This window comes from Kitasatospora sp. NPDC056731, assembly GCF_040687675.1.
Classification (GTDB): Bacteria; Actinomycetota; Actinomycetes; order Streptomycetales; family Streptomycetaceae; genus Kitasatospora.
The window spans coordinates 1-15,657 of record NZ_JBFBNR010000085.1; the positions used below are offsets into that span (position 1 = coordinate 1).

The 15,657-nt window shown below is 70.2% G+C and carries 16 protein-coding genes; 8 read left to right on the forward strand and 8 right to left on the reverse strand.

Annotated features, from left to right (window positions below):
- Positions 1 to 325: 325 nt before the first annotated feature.
- Positions 326 to 922, reverse strand: coding sequence for a GNAT family N-acetyltransferase (locus AB0R04_RS38320; protein ID WP_363378741.1), 597 nt, complete (start codon positions 920 to 922; stop codon positions 326 to 328).
- A 20-nt stretch (positions 923 to 942) separates the two neighbouring features.
- A complete protein-coding gene (locus tag AB0R04_RS38325; RefSeq protein ID WP_363378742.1) occupies positions 943 to 2,223 on the reverse strand; it encodes a helix-turn-helix domain-containing protein in 1,281 nt (426 codons plus the stop codon).
- 266 nt (positions 2,224 to 2,489) lie between these two features.
- Between AB0R04_RS38325 and AB0R04_RS38330 the strand changes: the two genes are divergently transcribed.
- From AB0R04_RS38330 to AB0R04_RS38345, 4 genes are all read left to right on the forward strand, one after another.
- On the forward strand, positions 2,490 to 3,146 hold the full coding sequence (locus tag AB0R04_RS38330; protein ID WP_363378744.1) for an ATP-binding protein: 657 nt from the start codon (positions 2,490 to 2,492) through the stop codon (positions 3,144 to 3,146).
- On the forward strand, positions 3,143 to 4,093 hold the full coding sequence (locus AB0R04_RS38335) for a hypothetical protein (protein WP_363378746.1): 951 nt from the start codon (positions 3,143 to 3,145) through the stop codon (positions 4,091 to 4,093). Before AB0R04_RS38330 ends, AB0R04_RS38335 begins: the two co-directional genes overlap by 4 nt.
- Before the next feature lie 78 nt (positions 4,094 to 4,171).
- Positions 4,172 to 4,414, forward strand: a complete 243-nt coding sequence (locus AB0R04_RS38340; protein WP_363378747.1) for a hypothetical protein — start codon at positions 4,172 to 4,174, stop codon at positions 4,412 to 4,414.
- Positions 4,401 to 4,934 (forward strand): class IV adenylate cyclase, encoded by a 534-nt coding sequence (locus AB0R04_RS38345; RefSeq protein ID WP_363378749.1) that lies wholly within the window; start codon positions 4,401 to 4,403, stop codon positions 4,932 to 4,934. Before AB0R04_RS38340 ends, AB0R04_RS38345 begins: the two co-directional genes overlap by 14 nt.
- Positions 4,935 to 5,401: 467 nt before the next feature.
- Here AB0R04_RS38345 and AB0R04_RS38350 read toward each other — a convergent pair whose 3' ends face one another.
- The 6 genes from AB0R04_RS38350 to AB0R04_RS38375 all read right to left on the reverse strand — a co-directional run bounded on the left by AB0R04_RS38350 (position 5,402) and on the right by AB0R04_RS38375 (position 10,439).
- Positions 5,402 to 5,611 carry a hypothetical protein gene (locus AB0R04_RS38350; protein WP_363378751.1) on the reverse strand — a complete coding sequence of 70 codons (210 nt, stop codon included), beginning with the start codon at positions 5,609 to 5,611 and terminating at the stop codon, positions 5,402 to 5,404.
- A 207-nt stretch (positions 5,612 to 5,818) separates the two neighbouring features.
- On the reverse strand, positions 5,819 to 6,661 hold the full coding sequence (locus AB0R04_RS38355; protein WP_363378753.1) for a helix-turn-helix transcriptional regulator: 843 nt from the start codon (positions 6,659 to 6,661) through the stop codon (positions 5,819 to 5,821).
- On the reverse strand, positions 6,658 to 7,410 hold the full coding sequence (locus tag AB0R04_RS38360) for a DUF6879 family protein (protein ID WP_363378755.1): 753 nt from the start codon (positions 7,408 to 7,410) through the stop codon (positions 6,658 to 6,660). The genes AB0R04_RS38355 and AB0R04_RS38360 overlap by 4 nt, the downstream gene beginning before the upstream one ends.
- Before the next feature lie 116 nt (positions 7,411 to 7,526).
- Positions 7,527 to 8,429: a 5'-3' exonuclease H3TH domain-containing protein gene (locus AB0R04_RS38365; RefSeq protein WP_363378767.1), complete on the reverse strand. Its 903-nt coding sequence runs from the start codon at positions 8,427 to 8,429 to the stop codon at positions 7,527 to 7,529.
- A gap of 58 nt (positions 8,430 to 8,487) precedes the next feature.
- The gene (locus tag AB0R04_RS38370; protein ID WP_063346869.1) at positions 8,488 to 9,555 is read right to left on the reverse strand and encodes a cation diffusion facilitator family transporter; all 1,068 of its coding nucleotides are present in this window, start codon (positions 9,553 to 9,555) and stop codon (positions 8,488 to 8,490) included.
- A gap of 155 nt (positions 9,556 to 9,710) precedes the next feature.
- Positions 9,711 to 10,439 (reverse strand): gamma-glutamyl-gamma-aminobutyrate hydrolase family protein, encoded by a 729-nt coding sequence (locus AB0R04_RS38375; RefSeq protein ID WP_363378758.1) that lies wholly within the window; start codon positions 10,437 to 10,439, stop codon positions 9,711 to 9,713.
- 152 nt (positions 10,440 to 10,591) lie between these two features.
- Here AB0R04_RS38375 and AB0R04_RS38380 point away from each other — a divergent pair, with 152 nt between their 5' ends.
- The 4 genes from AB0R04_RS38380 (at position 10,592) to AB0R04_RS38395 (ending at position 15,503) form a co-directional block, all read left to right on the forward strand.
- The gene (locus tag AB0R04_RS38380; RefSeq protein ID WP_363378760.1) at positions 10,592 to 11,977 is read left to right on the forward strand and encodes a glutamine synthetase family protein; all 1,386 of its coding nucleotides are present in this window, start codon (positions 10,592 to 10,594) and stop codon (positions 11,975 to 11,977) included.
- Positions 11,978 to 11,982: 5 nt separating this feature from the next.
- Complete coding sequence (locus AB0R04_RS38385; RefSeq protein ID WP_363378763.1) at positions 11,983 to 13,359, forward strand: aldehyde dehydrogenase family protein; 1,377 nt, start codon at positions 11,983 to 11,985, stop codon at positions 13,357 to 13,359.
- Between the two features lie 6 nt (positions 13,360 to 13,365).
- A complete protein-coding gene (locus tag AB0R04_RS38390; RefSeq protein WP_063346866.1) occupies positions 13,366 to 14,154 on the forward strand; it encodes a 3-oxoacyl-ACP reductase in 789 nt (262 codons plus the stop codon).
- A 128-nt stretch (positions 14,155 to 14,282) separates the two neighbouring features.
- Positions 14,283 to 15,503: a DUF2510 domain-containing protein gene (locus AB0R04_RS38395; RefSeq protein WP_363378765.1), complete on the forward strand. Its 1,221-nt coding sequence runs from the start codon at positions 14,283 to 14,285 to the stop codon at positions 15,501 to 15,503.
- The last annotated feature ends 154 nt before the right edge of the window (positions 15,504 to 15,657 follow it).

Genomic DNA, 15,657 nt, shown 5'->3' on the forward strand with positions numbered 1-15,657 from the left:
TACCAGCTGCTCGACCACCCGGCGATCGGCCGCACCGACCTGTCCAGCCTCCGGCCGAAGCGGCGACCGTGCTTCGAATTAAGCCGTCCCAACCCACCTCCTTCGTGGAAGGAGAAGGGTTCGAAGTGCTTCTGCCCCTGCCATCGGCAGGGGCAGAAGCGGCAACGGAATAATGCGGGGTTGTGAAAGTCGATTCGGTCGACTTCCTACTCCGAAGGCGTGGTGGCGAGAGTACTTCTGTAGCCTCTGTTCCAGTCTTGAGAGCGCGATGACCGGCATCAGGACCCGGTGTTAACGCAACAACGGAGGCGAGAGCCCCGCCACCTCAAGGCCGTTGACGCGGCGAGCCCCCTTCTGGGACCGGGCCCCCCGTCGCGGGCAGGACCATCGCGTCGTACACGGGGCTGTCGTCGGCGTGCTTGATCTGCCCGATGATCTCGTAGCCCCACCGCCGGTAGGCGCCGTGTGCAGGCTCGTTGTCCGGGATGCAGGTGAGTGCCGTCCAGCGCTGTCGCCGTTCGGCGATCCACTCGTCGTGCAGGCGCCGACCGATGCCCTGGTTTCCATAGTCAGGTCGGACCATCAGTTCGCGCAGCCAGGCCACGCCTTCGGCTTTGGCGGCGGTGACCATCGCCTCCGGGCGCTGGTCACCGAGGGACGTCCACCAAGTGCGTTCGGCCGGCAGGGTGACTCCGTGGACCAAGCCGACGACGGTCTCGCCGCTGTGCACGGTCAGGCACTCGAAGCCGTTCAGCTTGGTGGCGCCCAGCAGTCGGTCACGGAAGGCGTCGGCGGAGAAGAAAGGGTCTCCGATGTACGGCGGGACGTCGTAGACGCGGGTGTAGAGGTCGACCAGGTCGTCCAGCGCCCGTACGGTGGCGTCGGGGGTATGGCGGTTGAGGCGGAGTTCGGCGATGGGCATGGGAGGAGCTTCCTTGCTGGTCAGGCGGCCGACTGGGTAATGCGCTCGATCGTGTGCCGGGCATGGGGGTTGTCGTTGAAGCGGTGCAGCCCGTTGGCGATGCCGAGCAGCACCTGCTTGTTCCGGCGGGAGGTCATGCCACTGCCGATCATCTGGACGGACCGTTCGGCAGCGTCGATCGATTGGTCCAGGTTGCCGGCCGACAAAGCCGCTCCGGACAGGCGGACCAGGCACATTCCGCGGTTGCGGTCGTGCGCCGCGTCCTGCAATTCCGCCGACCGGCTGAGGAGGCGGATGGCCTTCTCGTGTTCGCCGAGGTCGCTGCGGCACATCCCTTCCAAGCAGACCAACTCTGCTTCGTTCAGGAACCGAGCCCAGTCCGGATCGTCCTCGCTGGCGCCCCGCTCAAACCCGCGCCACGCACGGAGGATCGCTTCGTTGGTACTGGCCGCGTCGCCCAGAGCGGCGTGCCCCTGAGCCTCACGAATGGCCAGGAGCGAGTGGACGCGGGGCGGTACCCAGGGGCCGAGTCGGGTCGCAGCGATCTGTGCGTAGCGGACGGCGTCACGGCCCTTGCCGAGGTCGACGGCCTGCCTCGCCATGACGGACAGCGTGCGGATGGCCAGCGGCGAATTGTTGAACAGCAATGCGGTGTTGAGGGCCTGGGACCAGTAGACAGATGCGTCTTGGGTTCGTCCGGCGTCGTAGCAGTACCAGCCGATGGAGGTGGTCAGTGAGCCCTGCATCGCCTGGAGTTCGTCGCCGACCCCCGTGGAGAACGTCCCCCGGTCCAGGAGCCCGTGGATGTAGTGCAGGGTGTGTCCGGCGGAGCGCCAAAGGCTGTCGCCGCCGAAGCGCTGATCCCATGCGTCGAGGTGTTGAAGGACCGCGCGTAGGTCCTCGACCTCGTCCTCACCGATCCGGAGAGGCTCGGTCGGCCGAACGCCGACGACCGGTGAGAGCCAGGGCAATCCGCCAAGGGCGGCAGCCACTCCGGCTGCCAGTGCGTCACGTCGGTTCACAGGCGGGATGATGACTCCTCCCAAGACGCCTGCGCCACCCGGCGAAAGATCTACCGGCGACACGAAGCCCAGTTTGTCGTACGAGACCTGGAACACTTCGCATAGCGACCGGAGGACCTCCGGTGCGCGGGGGACGTCCGGGCCGGGTGTTGTCTCCCAGCGTCGCCACTGCCGTTCGCTCACCCCCACCGCTTCAGCGGCGGCAGCCTGAGTGAGGTTCAGTCGCTTTCGGGCCTCGTACAGCAGCTGGTTCCGGCTTTTGGGGGTCCGCCTGCTCACGGCAGCGCCTTATGCAGCATCACGTACCAAACATAGAGAGGGATTCAGTCCTTCGGTCGGATTCCGTCCGGATTCACCGCTGTGGACGCGGAATGTCCGGTGAATGTCCGGTCGATGTCTGGCTCCATGTCCTTCCCGGCCTTCACTGGCGCTGGTGGAATGAGCGTCCACTACGGAGCGGATTCGACTCGTCACGGAGTGGCGTATCGGCGTCGCAGTAGTCCTGTCCCGCCCCTGCACCGGAGCCACCCCCCGGAGGGAATGTCATGCCCACCTCTGAGTTTGAGCTGTCGGCCGAATCCGTCAGCGCCAGCACGGCCCGACGCACCACACGGAGGATCCTTCGCGGGTTCGGCCTGGTTCTCGGCCAGGACCTGGAGGACACTGTCCTGCTTCTCGTCTCCGAGCTGGCGACCAACGCCATCAGGCATGCGACGGGTGCAACGTTCATGGTCTCGTTGCAGATCGACAAGGAGCTGCTGCGAGTAGCCGTGATCGACCGGGCAAGCCGATCTCCGCAGCGTCGGACAGCTGCGGAGACCGACCAGCACGGACGAGGCCTGGAACTCGTGAAGGCGCTCTCCACCCGCTTCGGCTGGAATCGCCTGGGTGACGGCAACGAGGTCTGGTTCGAGCTGGAATTCAACGAGCCCACCCAACCCGCCGCCCCAGTGCCGGCCCTCGCGGGCGAGCGGGGCGGCTTGCAGATCGCGATGCTGGGCTCGACCACCGTCGTAGTCGGAGGGGCGCACGCGCTCGCGGCGTCCAGTTCGCCCCTCGGCGTCTCCGGGACGGAAGGCCAGGACGCTCGCGGGGCCCTTGTGAAGGCCAGCGGGGCAGGGGCAGTGCGCGGAATTGCTGTCCTGGATCGATGCCCCTTCTCGTCCCTCCACCCACTCCCGTACCCGAGGACTGCGCCGTGAGCGTCGGACCGCGCACCAGAACGCTACTCAAGACCACAACCCCGGCCCGCAGACTGGACATCGCGGCGTCCTTCGAGGCCCTGACGCAGGCGGGCGTGGCCACCGGTGGCGACGTCGCGAAGGCCGAGCTGGTCAGCGACAGCCCGAACCACCTGTGGTCGCTGCCGACTTCACGCGTGCTCGCCATCGTCCACCCCGACCTGGACGAGGCCGGGGCGCTCGTCAAGGGCGCGCAGTTCCTGCGACGGCATCAAGTCCCCGTCACCTCCCCCCGGTACACCGACGTCCGTACGTCTGCCGAAGGCCGGGCCGTGACCTTCTGGCAGGACCCCGGGAAGCCGAGCACCGACACGTCCCTGTCCGCATGGGTGACCGCCCTCACGCACCGGACCGACCCCAGGACGGCCCCGTGGCTCAGGGAGCACGATCCGTTCGCCGGGCTGTTGGACGGCCTGGACGATGCTCCGCTGAACGAGGCCTCCCGCAGTTTCCTGCGCGACCACGCGGCCCAACTGCGCGAGGAGTGGGACTACCTCGACTGGCCGACACCGGACACCGTCATCCTCGGCGCCCTCGGGATGACCCCCTGCCACGACGACGGAGTCCACGTCGGGCTCCTACTGCGCCGCCCGCTGACGCGCGGCCACCGCGAGTGGGACCTGGTCGCCGCCCGCTGGCGCTCCGAACTGCTCATCGGCCCGCGCGAAGACCACCGGACCTACGCCGACACCTACCTCTCGTACGAGTGGGAGGGCCAGCCCCTGGACCACCCCTACATCGGCGCCTGGTCCGGCTACCAGGTCGTGCGCGACATCGTCGTCCTCGCCGCGGTGATGGACACGGTGCGCCGCGCCCACCTCGACGCCAACCTCCGCCAGGAGGCGGCCCACCGGATCACATGCCTGCGCGGTGCCCACCCGGCCCCGTGGAACTGGGGGCTGCGATGACAAGCCCGAACAGGGATATGGAGTTCACATGGACGTGACCCGAGGGTTCTTCATCACCGGCGACCGATTTTGCCGGAGGTGGACGAACGCGTCCGCCAGGAGCGGCTTCGTCGGCGGACCGAGCTGGGAACGCTGAGTTCCTGGCAGCGGCGGGAGGGGCCGAACGCGGCCGAAAGCTCCCGCGTGTACCGGGCGTTCGGACTGCTGCGGGTCGACGGCACCGACCGCACGCCTGATGAGGTGGCTCGCAGCATCGCCGATACCGTGCGCTCATCTGCCCCTATCGCGCCGAGGAAGGCAATTCCCCATGACCGCAAATGAGTTCGAAGTGAAGATCCTCAACGTCGATCCGAAGAAGATCCGCGTGCTCCTGGCCGAGGCTGGGGCTGAGCACGTGGTCGACCGCTTCCAGCGCCGCTACGTCTACGACATCCCCGGCCGGCCGGGTGCGTGGGTCCGGCTGCGTGACACCGGCACCGACGTCACGTTGTGCGTCAAGGAGATCCACTCCGATGCGATCGACGGCGTGACCGAAACGGAGACGGCCGTCGGTGGTTTCGACGCCGCGAACACGCTCCTCGGCAAGCTCGGCTACCAGCCGAAGGCGTACCAGGAGAACCGCCGGTCCTCCTGGACGCTGGGCGGCGCGGCCGTCGAGATCGACCACTGGCCGTTGATCCCCCCGTACCTGGAGATCGAGGGCGACAGCGCCGAACACGTCCATGCGACCGCCCTCGCGCTCAAGCTTCCTCTGGAGGAGCTCACGAGCGAGAACACGACCAAGGTCTACCGCCGGTACGGGATCGACATCGACGCGATTCCCCGGCTCACGTTCAAATGACAGGAGACGAGCCTCGTGGCCGATCTGTCGAAGAGCGGGATCGTGGAAGAGGTGCAGGCCTTCAAGGACGCCGAAGTCTGGCAGCTGACGAGCGAGTACGGTGCCGCCGCCTGAGTCTCTGGCTGTGTCGGTCGGGTATCCAGGGCCCGCACGTTCGACTCGAACGTGCGGGCCCTCCGCGTGTCCGGCGACTTCCTGACAACGAAGGGGTGGAAGCCGCCAGGCCGAGTCGGGGAGTAGGCCGTGCGGGATGTGCCAGTCGCGCATCTCGTTCGCCCCGAACTCTCGGCAGGGGGAATCGGCTCGACCATTGCGGAACTGACAGTCGGGTTCTTGTGGTCAGCGGCGCCGCAACGGGCACGGTGGGGGTGCCTCGTCGGTCGGGTTGAAGGTTCGGGGGCATGACACGGCCGAGACCGCTCGGAGTTGCTGGCCTGAGGTCCAGTACGTCCCCCGGGCGTCACTCGTCACCCGGCACCATCCGGGTTCAGGCACTCTCCGGATGCCTCGTGCCGTAGGCGCAGCCCCCGCGCGTTCGCCAGCTTGGAGCGGTCCACGCCCTCCGGGCTCTTGGAGGCCTCCCGCTCCATGGCGTCGAACCACTGGCAGGACGGACACTTGTCCGCATCAACGGTGGGTTGGCCGGGCTCGCGCCGAGCGATCTCACGCAAGGACATGAGCGGCCGCCTTCCGGCGCTGCCGCCGGTCGACATCACCGTTCACACCGAGGTGTGAACCAGTCGTCAACCACTGCGAGTTCGTGATCATCACTCAACTCCCGTGCCGATCGGAGCCATCGGCAGGACGTTAAGCGGTCGAGATTCGCCGGCGGGAGCATGATTCTCGAATATTCCAGCCCTGGCAGCTGGGGTGCGTGGGAATTCTCAGGCAGAACCGAGTGCCCTGCGACACCGCGTGATGATGCGGTGGGCGTCCGGTCCGTAGACGGCCGCGCCGGCCAGCGTCTCCCACACACGCAGGTACAGCGTCACGTTGTCGGGCTGGTCCAACCACAGCTCCGCGTGCCAGTCCTCGACGATGACGAGCCGTTCGTCGTGAATCCAAAATCCGTTGGCAGGAGGCAACCCGAGTGAGGCTTCGAACGGCACGATGCCCAAGGAGACGGTATCCAGTCCGACCACACCGCTGAGTCGGTCAAGTTGTGCGGCCAGCACGGCCGGTGGGCACACCAGGGCGCGTAGTGCGGGTTCCCACATGACGATGTGGTACCGCTTGCCTGGCCGGTACAGGCTTTCCTGTCGCTGGACGCGGGCGCGAACGGCGTCCTCTACATCGCGCGGCGACTGGTGGAGGCTGACGTACGCGCTGAAGATGTGCCGGGCGTAGTCGGCCGTCTGGAGCATGCCGACGATCATGGAATTCTGCCACGCGCGCATGACGCGTGAACGCTCGTGCTCGGCGGTCAGCGTGTCCTGCACCGGTTTGTGTCCGGCGGCCAACTGCCGTCGCCAGGTGCGGGTCCCCGACTCGAAGGCCCGTAGCCTGGCCGACAGTTCGGGCGCTGTGTGGGGTTGTCCGACGCCCTCGGCCCAGGCCTTGAGGTCCTCGTGGGTGGCCGTCTGTCGGCCGGTCTCCAGCTTGCTGACCTTGGATTGTGTCCAGCTCAGACGGTCGGCCAGTTGCCTGCCTGTGAGACCGCCCTCGGTGCGCAGCTCGCGGAGCCGCAGACCGAGGGCGATTCGTGCTTGTTGGAAGTCGGTGCTCACATGGCGGACGGTACCTCAGCGCCGAATTCGCGGCTCGGCGTGGCGAAGTGCCAGGCAGCGTCCCGTACCTGGCAGGCGCGGGCCACCTGCGCCGGGTCGGTGATCAGTTCGATGTCGGTCAGGTCGTCGTCGGTGTCGAAGTGCAGCAGGGCGATGACGCGCGAGTCGAACAGCCAGGCGTCCTCCTGCGGAAGACCCAGGCGTTCGGCGTCGGCCCGCCACAGGTACCGGGTGTCCTCGCCGACGGCGTTGTTCCGCTCGGCGTTGTCGAGCAGGTACCGCTGCCCCAGGGTGGGCGGGTTGTCCATGATCCGCACCCGCTCGAACCGCTTGCCCAGGGCCGCCTGTTCGCGGCGCGAGCGGCACCAGGGGTCGTCCAGGTCCCATCCGGGCGCCAGCCCGGCAGCGAACCGGCGGTAGGTTTCGGTCTGCTCGTCGGAGCGGTACCGGCGGCGGGTCTCCAGTCGGAAGGCCGTGTGCTGGAGGGTCCTGAACATGTTCTCGAACTTGTCGTAGCTGATCAGCACGCGTTCCCGGTCCACGTCGCGCGGCGCGAAGTCGGCGAGCAGCGCGCGGGGCACGATCACGAACCCTTCGCCGGGTTTGATGTTGCGGAGTTGGGTGATCTCGTCGGGGTCGGTCACGACATCGCCCTGCACCAGCACCTCCCCGGTTTCGACGTCCTCGTAGAGCGTCGGGCATCCGTCGCTCCCCGAGGTGCTTCCGATGTACCGCAGTCGTCGGCTCACAGCCGCTCCCCTCGCTGTCGGTCAGGCGGAATCAGGATGCCCGGGGACCGGCCCGAGGGGAGTGCCGATTCGCGAATATTCTCCTGGCGCGGCGTAAAGGCCCCACCGCGTGGTGCTCAGCGGGTGGCGAGGGATTCCAGGAGGCGTTCGAGGGAGGTGCCGAGGCCCCAGCGGGTGGCGAGGTCTTCGAGGGTCATCGGGTCGAGCGGCTCGTGGGGGAGGGCCGGGTCGAAGGTGGGGAGGGGGGCGTCGGGGGCGACGCGGACGACGGTGGGGGCGACGTCGAGGTAGGCGGCGCCTTCGACGAGGTTGCGGCGGCGGGCCGGGGTGAGCTTGGAGGAGGGGTCGAGGGCGGCGGCGCGGATGGTGGTGAGGTCGCCGTACTCGTTGATGAGTTGGGCGGCGGTCTTCTCGCCGATGCCCTTGACGCCGGGCAGGCCGTCGCTCGGGTCCCCGCGCAGGGCGGCCATGTCGGCGTACTGGGCGCCGCGCACGCCGTACTTCTCCACGAGCAGCGCGTCGTCGGTGATCTGGAGGTTGCCCATGCCCTTGACCGGGTAGAGCACGGTGATCTCGCGGGCGTCGTCGACCAGTTGGAACAGGTCGCGGTCGCCGGTGACGATCTGCACGGGCCCTTCGGCGCGGGCGGTGAGGGTGCCGATCACGTCGTCGGCCTCGTAGCCGGGGGAGCCGACGCGGGCGATGCCGAGTGCGTCCAGGACCTGTTCGATCACCGGGACCTGCGGGGCCAGCGTGTCCGGCACCTCCTCCTCGCCGTCCTGGGCCGCCTCGGCGACCCGGTGGGTCTTGTACGAGGGGAGGAGGTCCACCCGCCACTGCGGGCGCCAGTCGGCGTCCATGCAGGCGACGAGGTGGTCGGGGCGGTGGTCGTGGACCAGCCGGGCGATGAAGTCCAGCAGGCCGCGGACGGCGTTGACCGGTTCGCCCTGGGGGGAGCGCAGGGTGTCCGGCACGCCGTAGTAGGCCCGGAAGTACAGGCTGGCGGAGTCGAGGAGCATCAGTCGCGGTGCGGTCACGTGTCAGATCATGCCGCACCGCGACGACAGGAGGGCGGCTTCAGTGCTCGTGCGGGCCGGCGCGGTGGACGGGGCCGTGCGCGTCGGCGCAGTGTTCGGCGGGCTGTTCGCCGGGGGCGGCGATCTGGAGCAGGGCGCCGGCCGCGTCTTCGCCGACGTGGTCGACCTGGAGCGTGCTGTGGGTGATGCCGTACTCGTCGGCCAGTCCGCGCTGGAGCTCGCGCCGGACGGCGTGGCAGTCGCCGCCGGGGGTGACGAGGATGTGTGCGGACAGGGCGGGCTGGTTGGAGGTGATCTCCCAGATGTGCAGGTCGTGGATCTCCTCGACCAGCGGCTGGGCGACCATCCGGTCGGCCACCGCGTCCGGGTCGATGCCGGCCGGGGCGGCCTCCAGGAAGATCCGCCCGGAGTCGCGGACCAGGCCGATGCCGGCCTTGAGCATCAGCGCGACCACGACCAGCGAGGCGATCGCGTCGGCCCGGACGAAGCCGGTGGTCAGCATGACGGCGCCGGCGACGGCGGTGGCGATGAACGCGTACAGGTCGGTGAGCACGTGCTGGAAGGCGCCCTCGACGTTGAGCGAGCTGCGGTTGGCCTTCGACATGCACCAGGCGGCGGCCAGGTTGACGACGATCCCGATCAGCGCGGTGACCAGCACCAGCGAGCCGGCGACCTCCGGCGGTTCGAACAGCCGGGTGACGGCCTCGTAGCCCAGCCAGGCGGACAGCACCAGCAGGGTGACGCCGTTGGCCTGCGCGGACAGGATCTCGGCGCGCTTGAGGCCGTACGTGTAGCCGCCGCGGGCCGGGCGGGCGGCGAGGCGCATCGCGACCAGCGCGAGGACGATCGAGGCGGCGTCGGTGAGCATGTGCGCCGCGTCGGAGATCAGGGCCAGGGACTTCGCGGCGAAGCCGACGACGACCTCGCCGGCCATGAAGACGACGATGAGCGTGAGGGCGCTGAGCAGCCAGCGGCGGTCGGCGTCGGCGGCGACACCGTGCGAGTGGCCGCCGTGGCCGCCGAGTCCGCCGTGCCGGTGTCCGCCGTGGTCGTGCGCGTGCTTGTGGTCATGCGCATGATCAGTGTGGGAATGCTCGTGCCCGGCCATCGAAGTCCTCTCTGGACGCACGGGTGGGGAGGGGAGGGGCGCGATCGCCCTGCACCCGAAGTGAACCGCAGAACGGACAAAGATCCAAAGGCTGTACTGGTGACCGTTGTCGTTGCCGTTGAGCGGTCCGTTCCGCCCGGGCGGGCGGGCCCCGGCTACCCGATCAGCGCGGTGTCCAACTGCGCCGCGGTGGCCGCCCGCACCAGGGCCCGCATCACCCGCAGGTCCTCCCCCTGCTCCGGGTGCCACTGCACGCCCAGGGTGAACCCCGGGCCCTCGACCGCCTCGACCGTTCCGTCCGGCGCGTGGGCCGAGACCCGCAGGCCCGCCCCGAGCCGGTCGACGGCCTGGTGGTGGAAGGTCGGCACCTCTACCTCGCTCTCCGGGAGCAGCCCGCCGAGCAGCGTCCCCGGCACCGGCCGCACCAGGTGCGTCCCGTAGCCGCCGTCCGCGCCGCCGTGGACGTCGACCGGCACGACGTCCGACAGGTGCTGGACGAGCGTCCCGCCGCAGACGACGTTGAGCACCTGCATGCCCCGGCAGATCCCCAGCAGCGGCATCCCGGCCGCCAGGGCCGCCCGCAGCAGGGCCGACTCCCACCGGTCCCGTTCGGGGGAGTCGACCTCGGTGCGGGGGTGGGCGGGCTGACCGTAGTAGGCGGGGTCGATGTCGGGCCCGCCCGCGATGACGAGGGCGTCGAGCCGGGCGAGCACCTCGGGGGCGCGGTCGGGGGAGTCGGGCGGGAGCAGCACCGCGATCCCGCCGGACTCCTGGACGTACGCGGTGTACCGCTCGGGCACCAGGGCCACCCGGCGGCCCTGCCAGTTGCTCCAACTCGCGTCGACCAGGTAGGTGCTGACGCCGATGAAAGGCCTGCGATCCATGGCGGGCATTCTCCCCCCGCACCGCCTGATCCCCCGTCAACCACGCATGTCGGCGCGCCACACCTGTCCGCCCTCTTCCGCGCCGTCCGCCGCAGGCCGTACGGTTCGCTGTGACCGCTTGAACTCGAAGAGTGATCGTGGAGGGTTCCGTCATGCCCGAGAACGCCGCCGCGGGCGTGCCGCCCCGGGCGCCGCTGACCCTGGACGAACTGCGCACGCTGGTGGACACCGGCGAGGTCCACACCGTGGCGCTGGCGTTCACGGACATGCAGGGGCGCCTGCAGGGCAAGCGCTTCGCTGCCCGCTTCTTCCTGGACGAGGTGGTCGAGCACGGCGCCGAGGCCTGCGACTACCTGCTCGCCGTGGACGTCGACCTGAACACCGTCGACGGCTACGCCTTCTCCTCCTGGGCCACCGGCTACGGCGACTTCGCGATGCGCCCCGACCTCGGCACCCTGCGGCTGACCCCCTGGCAGCCGGGCACCGCGCAGGTGACCGCGGACCTGGCCCGGCACGGCGGCCACCCGGTGGACGCGGCCCCCCGCCAGCTGCTGCGCCGCCAGATCGCGCGCCTGGCGGAGTACGGGCTGGCCGCCGACATCGGGACCGAGCTGGAGTTCCTGGTGTTCCGGGACACCTACGAGCAGGCCTGGCTGGGCGGTTACCGCGGCCTGACGCCGGCGAACCTGTACAACGTGGACTACTCGATGCTGGGCACCGCCCGGGTCGAGCCGCTGCTGTCCCGGATCCGCAACGAGATGGCGGGCGCCGGGCTGGTGGTGGAGTCGGCCAAGGGCGAGTGCAACCTCGGCCAGCACGAGATCGCCTTCCGCTACGCGGACGCGCTGACCACCTGCGACCAGCACAGCGTCTACAAGACGGGCGCGAAGGAGATCGCCGCGCAGCAGGGGTGCGCGCTGACCTTCATGGCCAAGTACAACGAGCGCGAGGGCAACAGTTGCCACATCCACCTGTCGCTGCGCGACGCGGTGGGCGCGCCGGCCTTCGCCGACCGGGACGGTCGGATGACCGACACCATGCGGCACTTCCTGGCCGGCCAGCTGACGGCGCTGCGCGAGTTCAGCCTGCTGTACGCGCCGAACATCAACTCCTACAAGCGCTACCGCCAGGGCTCGTTCGCCCCGACGGCGGTGGCCTGGGGTCGGGACAACCGAACCTGCGCCTACCGGGTGGTCGGCCACGGCCAGGGCCTGCGGATGGAGAACCGGGTGCCGGGCGGGGACGTCAACCCGTACCTGGCGGTGGCCGGGATGATCGCGGCCGGCCTGCACGGGCTGCAGCGGAAACTGGAGCTGCCGGCGCCGTGCCTGGGCAACGCCTACGCCGTCGAGGAGTACGCCCGGGTGCCCGGTTCGCTGCGTGAGGCCGCGGAGTTGTGGGGCGACAGCGAGCTGGCCCGGGTGGCCTTCGGCGACGACGTGGTCGAGCACTACCTGAACATGGCCCGGGTGGAGCAGTGCGCCTTCGACGGCACCGTCACCGACTGGGAGCGCTACCGATCCTTCGAACGGATGTGAGGCCGATGACCGACCCCACCGACCCCACCGTCAGCACCGTCCGCAATCCCGCCACCGGCGAGGTGCTCGCCACCGTCCCGGACACCACCGCGGGGCAGGTGGACGCGGCGGTCCAGCGCGCGTCGAAGGCCCAGCCGGCCTGGGCGGCGCTGGCACCGGGCGAACGGGCCCGACTGCTGCGCCGGTTCGCCGACCAGGTCGAGGTGCACGTGCCGGAACTGGCCGCACTGGAGGTGCGCGAGGCCGGCCACACCGTGGGCAACGCCCGCTGGGAGGCCGGCAACGTCCGGGACCTGCTGGAGTACGCGGCCGGGGGAGTGGAACGCCTGACCGGCCGCCAGATCCCGGTGGCCGGCGGCCTGGACGTGACCTTCCACGAGCCGGTCGGCGTGGTCGGGGTGATCGCGCCGTGGAACTTCCCGATGCCGATCGCCGCCTGGGGCTTCGCGCCCGCCCTGGCGGCGGGCAACGCCGTCCTGCTCAAGCCCGCCGAGGCGACCCCGCTCACCGCGCTGCGGCTGGCCGAACTCGCCCTGGCGGCAGGGCTGCCGGAGGGCCTGTTCCAGGTGCTGCCGGGCCCGGGCGGGACGACCGGCCGGGCCCTGGTGGACCACCCGGCGGTCCGCAAGATCGTCTTCACCGGCTCGACCGTGGTCGGCAAGGAGGTGGCCGCCCGCTGCGCGGCCCGGGCCAAGCGGGTCACCCTGGAGCTGGGTGGCAAGAGCCCCAGCATCGTCTTCGCCGACGCCGACCTGGCCCGCGCCGCGGACCCGATGTCCTTCGCCGACAACAGCGGCCAGGACTGCTGCGCGCGCAGCCGGATCCTGGTCCAACGCGAGGCGTACGACGACTTCCTGGCGCTGCTGCTGCCCGCCGTCGAGGCGCTGCGCACCGGCGACCCGGCGGACCCGGAGACCCGGCTGGGCCCGCTGATCTCGGCCGCCCAGGTGCGCCGGGTCGCCTCCTACGTCACCCCGGACCTGCCGGTGCTGGCCCGCGGTGCGGTGCCGGACGGGCCCGGCTACTGGTACCCGCCGACGGTGATCGCGCCGGCCGACCCGGAGGTGCCGGCCGTCACCGAGGAGATCTTCGGCCCGGTCGCCGCCGTCCTACCGTTCACCGACGAGGCGGACGCGCTGCGGCTGGCCAACGCCACCCGCTACGGCCTGTCCGGCTCGATCTGGACCAGGGACCTCGGCCGGGCGCTGCGGCTGGCCCGCGGCGTCGCGGCGGGCAACCTGTCGGTCAACTCGCACTCCTCGGTGCGGTACTGGACGCCGTTCGGCGGCTACGGCGAGTCCGGGGTCGGCCGGGAGCTGGGGCCGGACGCGCTGCGCCACTTCACCGAGACCAAGAACGTCTTCATCCACAGCGAGGAGTAGCAGCCGATGACGGAGAACGACGCCCCGGTGTGCCGCCGCCTGGTCGGCCGCACCGCCGTGATCACCGGGGCCGGCAGCGGGATCGGCCTGGCGGCCGCCCGCCGGCTCGCCTCGGAGGGCGCGAAGGTGGTCTGCGCGGACCTGGACGAGCAGTCCGGGCGGGCGGCCGCGAAGGAGGTCGGCGGCCTGTTCGTGCACACCGACGTCACCGACCCGTACATGGTCGAGGCGCTGTTCGACGAGGCGTACGAGACGTACGGGAGCGTGGACGTCGCGTTCAACAACGCGGGCATCTCGCCGCCGGAGGACGACTCGATCCTGACCACCGGCCTGGACGCCTGGCGCAAGGTCCAGGAGGTCAACCTGACCTCGGTGTACCTGTGCTGCAAGGCCGCGCTGCCGTACATGCGGCGGCACGGGCGGGGCTCGATCATCAACACGGCCAGCTTCGTGGCCCGGATGGGCGCGGCCACCTCGCAGATCTCGTACACCGCCTCCAAGGGCGGGGTGCTGGCGATGTCCCGGGAACTGGGCGTGCAGTTCGCCCGGGAGGGGATCCGGGTGAACGCGCTGTCGCCGGGGCCGGTGGACACCCCGCTGCTGCGGGAACTGTTCGCCACGGACCCGGAGCGGGCGGCCCGCCGGCTGGTGCACATCCCGCTGGGCCGGTTCGCCCGGGCCGAGGAGATCGCCGCCGCGGTGGCCTTCCTGGCGAGCGACGACTCGTCCTTCATCACGGCGAGCGAGTTCCTGGTGGACGGCGGCATCTCGGGCGCCTACGTGACCCCGCTGTAGCCCCGGGCGGGCCCGACGGTCCTGAGCGTGCCCGTCGCGCCCCTTCTCACCGTAATCTCATCGAAAACCACCGGAATTCGAGGCCGCGCTGATTTCGCGCTTATCCGCGTGCCTTTAGATTCTCTGTTGTGAGCGAGCAGATTCCCGCCGGGTGGTACCCGGACCCGAAGGACACCGGTGGCGACCCGAGGCCGCAGCGCTGGTGGGACGGCAGGGGTTGGACGGCCAGCACCCGGCCCGCACCCTCGGACGCCCCGGAGCCGGTGCCCCCGGCGACCGGGGCTCCGGGGCCGGTGCCGGCCGACGAGCCCACGGTGCTGCAGGGCGAGGTGCTGGACAGCGGGCCGACCGTCCGCTACCCGGAGCCGCCGCCCTTCGGCACCGCCTACGGCTCCGAGGCACCGCCGCCGCGCAAGCCCCGGCGCCGGCCGTCCCCGATGATGATCGCCGCCACCGTCGCGGCGTTGCTCGGCCTGGGCACCGGCTCCGGGATCACCTTCCTGGCGATGGACGGCCAGAGTGACAACCGCCCGCAGCGCAGTGCCCGGCAGGCCGTGCCGAACGGCGAGAACGGCCCCTGGAACGGCTTCCCGGGCCTCGGCGGCAACGGGAACGGCGGCAGCGGGAACGGCGGGAACGGGAACGGCGGCAGCGGGAACGGCAACAACGGCAACGGTGGCAACAACAACGGCGGTAGCGGCGACGGCAGCAACGGGACCGGTGGCAACGGCGGGCCCGGTGGAAACGGCGGGAGCGGCGGGAACGGGAACGGCGGCAGCGGCAAGGCCAGGCCCGGCGCCGGCAACGCGATCGACCTGGTGAACGGGCTCACCCTGCCCGTCCCCTCCGGCTGGCAGGGCGGCTACACCAACGACGGCTACGCCTCGGTCGTCGTCGGCTCGTACCAGTGTCCGGACGGCAACGGCTTGTGCAGCCTCGGCGGGGTGACCACCGGCCGGATCGACGGCGGCGGTACCGACGCCCAGGCGGCCGCCAAGGCCGACATCGACAAGGCGGCCAAGGACTCGTACGGCGCCATCACCGGGCACCAGGAGCTGAAGTCCGAGGCGGTCAAGGTCAACGGCCAGGACGGCTACCTGGTCCGCTGGAAGGTCGACGCTCCCAAGGGCAACAACGGCTACGTGCAGACGGTGGTCTTCCCGTCCACCGACGGCAAGTCGCTGATCTCCGTGCACTTCGGCTTCGACATCGCCGACAAGGCGCCGGACCTCGGCCTGATGGACACCATCGTCAACGGCATCGCCGACTTCAAGGGCAAGCTGCCGTCCCTCCCGGGCGGGGGGCTTCCCGGCGGCGCCACCGGTGGCATCGGCGGCACCAGCACCTGAGCGGCACCAGCACCTGACCCACCCGCTCCTCACACGGCGGCGGCCCACCCGGAGAAGCACTCAAGGGCAAACCTCCGTGGGTGGGGCGGTCGGACGGCCGCCAGCATAGCGAGAATAGCTCATAGTTAGACTAGCTAATAGTGAGGCTGGATCT

Coding starts and splice junctions, on each gene's coding strand:
- AB0R04_RS38380 (WP_363378760.1), top strand. CDS start 10,592: ATGCCCGAGAACGCCGCCGCGGGCGTGCCGCCCCGGGCGCCGCTGACC.
- AB0R04_RS38330 (WP_363378744.1), top strand. CDS start 2,490: ATGCCCACCTCTGAGTTTGAGCTGTCGGCCGAATCCGTCAGCGCCAGC.
- AB0R04_RS38365 (WP_363378767.1), bottom strand. CDS start 8,429: ATGCTCCTCGACTCCGCCAGCCTGTACTTCCGGGCCTACTACGGCGTG.
- AB0R04_RS38385 (WP_363378763.1), top strand. CDS start 11,983: ATGACCGACCCCACCGACCCCACCGTCAGCACCGTCCGCAATCCCGCC.
- AB0R04_RS38370 (WP_063346869.1), bottom strand. CDS start 9,555: ATGGCCGGGCACGAGCATTCCCACACTGATCATGCGCATGACCACAAG.
- AB0R04_RS38390 (WP_063346866.1), top strand. CDS start 13,366: ATGACGGAGAACGACGCCCCGGTGTGCCGCCGCCTGGTCGGCCGCACC.
- AB0R04_RS38320 (WP_363378741.1), bottom strand. CDS start 922: ATGCCCATCGCCGAACTCCGCCTCAACCGCCATACCCCCGACGCCACC.
- AB0R04_RS38375 (WP_363378758.1), bottom strand. CDS start 10,439: ATGGATCGCAGGCCTTTCATCGGCGTCAGCACCTACCTGGTCGACGCG.
- AB0R04_RS38345 (WP_363378749.1), top strand. CDS start 4,401: ATGACCGCAAATGAGTTCGAAGTGAAGATCCTCAACGTCGATCCGAAG.
- AB0R04_RS38350 (WP_363378751.1), bottom strand. CDS start 5,611: ATGTCCTTGCGTGAGATCGCTCGGCGCGAGCCCGGCCAACCCACCGTT.